Here is a 4,259-nt window from a genome sequence, read left to right as displayed (position 1 = left end):
TTTAAAGACACCTCCGGGCCTGGCGTGGCGATCCTCATCAAGGTCATGAGCGTCGTCAGCCTCTTGATTGCACCGCTCATTGCGAATCGGTAAGCAAACCCCTCCATGAAAGTCCTGCTGATTCCTAATCTGGTGGAGTACCATGCTGTCAGCATGAAGCGCTATGCCGACGAGCTGACGCAGGCACTGCACCAGATTTCCCCACCGGGTTGGGAGTTTGATTCCTTAACGTGCCATCACGTTGCTCTTGCGGCATGGTTGCTCCCCGGAGATCTGGGCGCTAAGACAGCAGAGCGCTTAGGCCGCCTAGTCAAGTACCCTCTCGTCGTAAAAAACAACCGCCATCGTGGGGATATCTTCCATATCCTCGACCATAGCCACGCCCATCTTCTGAAATCCCTGCCTGCCGAGCGAACCGTGATTAGCTGTCACGACATTATTCCGATGCTTGCAAGCCTTGGAAAGCTAGATATTCCTATCAGTGACAATCAGCGTCGTACTTTCCCCAAGATCATTGCAAACCTAGAGGCTGCCCAGGAAGTGATTACCATCTCCGAGTCCTCTAAACAGAACCTTCTAGAGCACACCAAAATCCCTGCGGAGCGCCTGCACGTCGTGTATTTTGGGATCAATCCGAGCTTCACACCGGCGCCCACCGAGGCGAGTACACTCGCAGAAGAGCGCACTCTGATCCGTAAGCGCTACAACATTCCGGAAAACGCACGGCTCCTCATGCACGTGGGCACCACCGGTCGCTATAAAAATACCAGTGCGCTCGTCAAGCTTCTGAAAGCTCTCGGGGACGATGTCTGGCTACTACGGGTAGGGGCACCGTTTCATGAGGAAGAAGCAGCACTTGTGGAGCAACTTGGTGTGGGAGAGCGGATTGTCCACGCCGGAAAAATCCCCTCCGATACCCTCCTCGGTGCACACTACCGTGCTGCTGATCTCCTTGTGTTTCCATCCCTCTGGGAGGGGCTCGGCCTGCCACCTCTCGAAGCGATGGCCTGTGGAACTCCCACAATCACCAGCAATACCGCCTCTCTGCCCGAGGTTGCAGGGCCAAACGGGATCATGTTCTCTCCACAAGACGATGAAGAGATCGCCCGCGTAACGGACTCTCTGCTGCGTGATCCCGCACGTTTAGCGAAGCTCGGTAGCGACGGTCTGGCGTGGTCAAAGAACTTCACATGGCAGCGAAGCGCTCAGCAGACCCTTCGCGTCTACGAAAAAATCGGAAAATAGAAAATGCCGCAGGGGAAGGCCCCTGCGGCATTGGCTTGCTGAAAGCAAGCACTAGATCATGTCGTAGCCCTTGCGGTACTTGGGCTTGATGTAGCTATCCAGCTCGGGCATGTTGGTAGCCTTCATCTTGCGGGCATCCCACTCGACTTTCTTGCCACCTGCACGAACCCCCAGATTTCCGGCGAGCACCATCTCGGCGAGCGGGCCTGCATAGCCAGGGAAGTTGCTCATCGCAGGCTTGCCCTCTTTGATGGCACGCACGAGCTCGGCGAAGTGGCCCGGAGACTCCTCGAAGCCCACGTTGGAGAGGTCCACACCACCGACCACGCGGCCACCAGAGCCATAGTCGCCGGGAACATAGATCTTGCCCTTGTCACCGATCAGAAGTGAACCCGAGCTGTTGAGCTTCCAGTCTTCATCGAGACAGTCGGCTAGGATCTCCATCGGAGGCTGCTTGTTGCCATCGTACCAGACCAGCTTGATCGGGCCACGGGTAGAGGTCGCGGCAAACATGAAGGTAGTGACGGACCACGCGGGGAACGAGTCCCCGTTGTTGGGAGCAGTCTCAGACTGGATCGAGATGGGGTCACGCAGATCCAGCGCCATGAAGGGCATGTTGAGCGTGTGACAGCCCATATCTCCCATTGCACCGGAGCCGAAGTCCCACCAGCCACGCCAGTTGAAGGTGTGATAGGCTCCTGGAACATACGGACGCACCGGGGCAACCCCTAGCCACTGATCCCAGTTCAGAGTCGCAGGTGGGGTAGCCACAGCGGTCGGACGGGCAAGGCCTTGGGGCCAGATCGGGCGATTGCTCCAGACATGGATCTCGCTGACCTTACCGATCATCCCCGCGCGTACTTGAGCGGCTTGTTTGCGTAGTTTAGGATCTGCCGTTCCCTGGTTGCCCATCTGAGTCTGAACATTCATCTGCACCGCAATCTCTGCCAGACGGCGGGCTTCGTAGATCGTGCGGCAGAGCGGCTTCTGGCAGAAGGTGTGCTTGCCCATCATCATGGCATTGGCGGCGATGATGCCATGCATGTGGTCGGGAACGGTTACCGTAACCGCATCCACCTCTTTGGCCATAGCCTTTAGACACTTACGCCAGTCGGTAAATGGCTTGGCATTGGGGTACCGCTTGAGCGCCTTAGCGACCGTGGTCTCATCCACATCGCAGATCGCCACAACCTCGCCAAAGCGCGCCGCATCTGCCGTATCGCTATCGCCCTTGCCCCCGACGCCGATACAGGCAAACTTGACCTTACCCCCCTGCTTTGCCAGTGCCTTCTCGGCAAACGTCATGCCCACTCCAAGAGCCGCTGCTCCCACTAAAAACTCACGTCTATTTTGAGACATACCCAAAAGTTCCTCCTGATGATAAAGACCGTTTCCACATCTCACCCACAAATTCCTGCCCCTTGACGAACTTGCTAAAATATTGCCATGATAAAGGCTTGCTCCAGAAGCGTGAGGGCGGCGGTGAGCGGCCTATCGGAGACATCCACCACGAAGCCGTCCCAGTGGTCGGGATGATCGGGAGTGGGGCGTGTCGCGGGCTGAAGCTCTAGATCTAGCCACTCGCGCAGACGAGCCTCGGCACTGAGAAGCCCACTTGCACTACTGACGAGACCAGAGACTTTCGCGTCGTAGGCAAGCAGGCTAACATGGAGCAGACCCGACGAAGCGCTCTCTTCGCTCTCCTCAAGCCCAGGAACCACGCCACGCCAGCGCCGCCAGGAGCCACTCTTACCCAGACTGCCCTCACGAACAGAGAGTGGCCAGGGAAACTTTGCCTGCTGGAGGGCAGTATTGAGCCGTGCCAGCGCTCTATCCCGCCGCTGGCGCTGCTGGGTCTCCCAGAGCTCGCGTAGCCTGTTTCTCTCGGGGGTGCTGCGCTCCAGATCGAACGGGGACGCGGCGATGAGATCGGCGGGATCGGTCTGATGGGTGCGAAGAAAGGTGACCCGACTCTCCAGGGCCAGCCCACCAATCCACAGAGACCAGTCCCCCACTTCCACATCGGGATAGCCCGGCACACTCACACTATCGAGTGCGAGTCCCGTGATGCCAGACAGCGCTACCAGATGTCTTCCCAGCGCCACAAACGCGGAGGTATCGAGTGCTTCGGGGACAAGAAAGTCCCAGCGGGCAAGTCCACGGGCCAGTCGGCTGGAGGGCGACTCCTCCGCCGCAAACGTCGCGACCCAGTCTTTGAGCGTCAGCCCCATCGCATTGCGCTCTCGGGAGGCACTTGGTGTCAAGGCCATGAAGGGCGAGAGCACAGGAACCACCCCGATTCCCAGAGCTTTGGCCTTGTGTGCCAGAGCTGCCAAGCGTGCCTCAGATCCTGGTTGTGGCGTGAAGGGTACCCGGAGCTGGGTGATCTTGCCACGCTTTGCCAGAGCCAGCAGCGATTCTTGTTGACCATCGTCTTCGGGAAGCGCCACTTGCCAGGCACGGACGGACAGCGTCTCGGGGATCACGATCGGCCCGATGGGCTCCCCAAGTGGCTCTTCAGGGAGAATCGGCTCGATGGGGAAAGAGACAACCTCAGCCACTCCCTGAACGTCGGGAGCCAGTAGCTCCATGACGAGCGTCTGCTCCGCTGTTGCCTCGGCGGGCACCTCAACGGCGAGCCCACCGATCTCTTCGGTCTGTGCTTTTTGCTGCTCAAAGCGCGTTAGCACCTCGCGCTTGAGTGTCTCTGTTAGCTGAGAAAACGCTAGATGTCCCTCGGTATCGAAGCGCTCTGCCAGTGACCAGAGCGCCTCGGGGGCATCCTGGCGGCTCCGGGGAACTCGTGCCAGCCCTCCCTGGCGGCTCAGGCGACGGCGCGCAGCGGCGGCAAGCTGGGAGAGCTGCTGGGTCTCTTGCTCTTGCGGACGTAAAAAGCGCTGGTAGTCCGCATTGGCTCGCTCACGGCGTTCTGCCGCGCTGGGTAGATCCTCTACCAGAAGGTACACCGAGCCCACTTGCCGCATCCCGCCGTTCACCCCACGACAGAGCGCCTG

General features: G+C 59.1%; 3 protein-coding genes. 1 reads left to right on the top strand and 2 read right to left on the bottom strand.

Going from position 1 to position 4,259, the window contains the following annotated elements; genetic code table 11:
- Positions 1 to 105 precede the first annotated feature (105 nt).
- A complete protein-coding gene (locus tag AC1XOS_RS20265; protein WP_481964028.1) occupies positions 106 to 1,245 on the top strand; it encodes a glycosyltransferase family 4 protein in 1,140 nt (379 codons plus the stop codon).
- A 51-nt stretch (positions 1,246 to 1,296) separates the two neighbouring features.
- Here the strand turns inward: AC1XOS_RS20265 and AC1XOS_RS20260 are convergent, their stop codons facing one another.
- Both AC1XOS_RS20260 and AC1XOS_RS20255 read right to left on the bottom strand, forming a co-directional pair.
- Entirely contained in the window at positions 1,297 to 2,604 is a 1,308-nt protein-coding gene (locus AC1XOS_RS20260) for a Gfo/Idh/MocA family protein (RefSeq protein WP_481964027.1), read from the bottom strand.
- 74 nt (positions 2,605 to 2,678) lie between these two features.
- On the bottom strand, positions 2,679 to 4,259 hold a 1,581-nt coding region (locus AC1XOS_RS20255), incomplete at its 5' end, for a hypothetical protein (protein ID WP_481964026.1).

The organism is Armatimonas sp., from assembly GCF_964826245.1.
This window is presented reverse-complemented; position numbering and strand designations above follow the sequence as displayed.

What these genes read in the sequence shown, in the direction of transcription:
- AC1XOS_RS20265 (WP_481964028.1), top strand. Translation starts at nt 106, where the DNA reads ATGAAAGTCCTGCTGATTCCTAATCTGGTGGAGTACCATGCTGTCAGC.
- AC1XOS_RS20260 (WP_481964027.1), bottom strand. Translation starts at nt 2,604, where the DNA reads ATGTCTCAAAATAGACGTGAGTTTTTAGTGGGAGCAGCGGCTCTTGGA.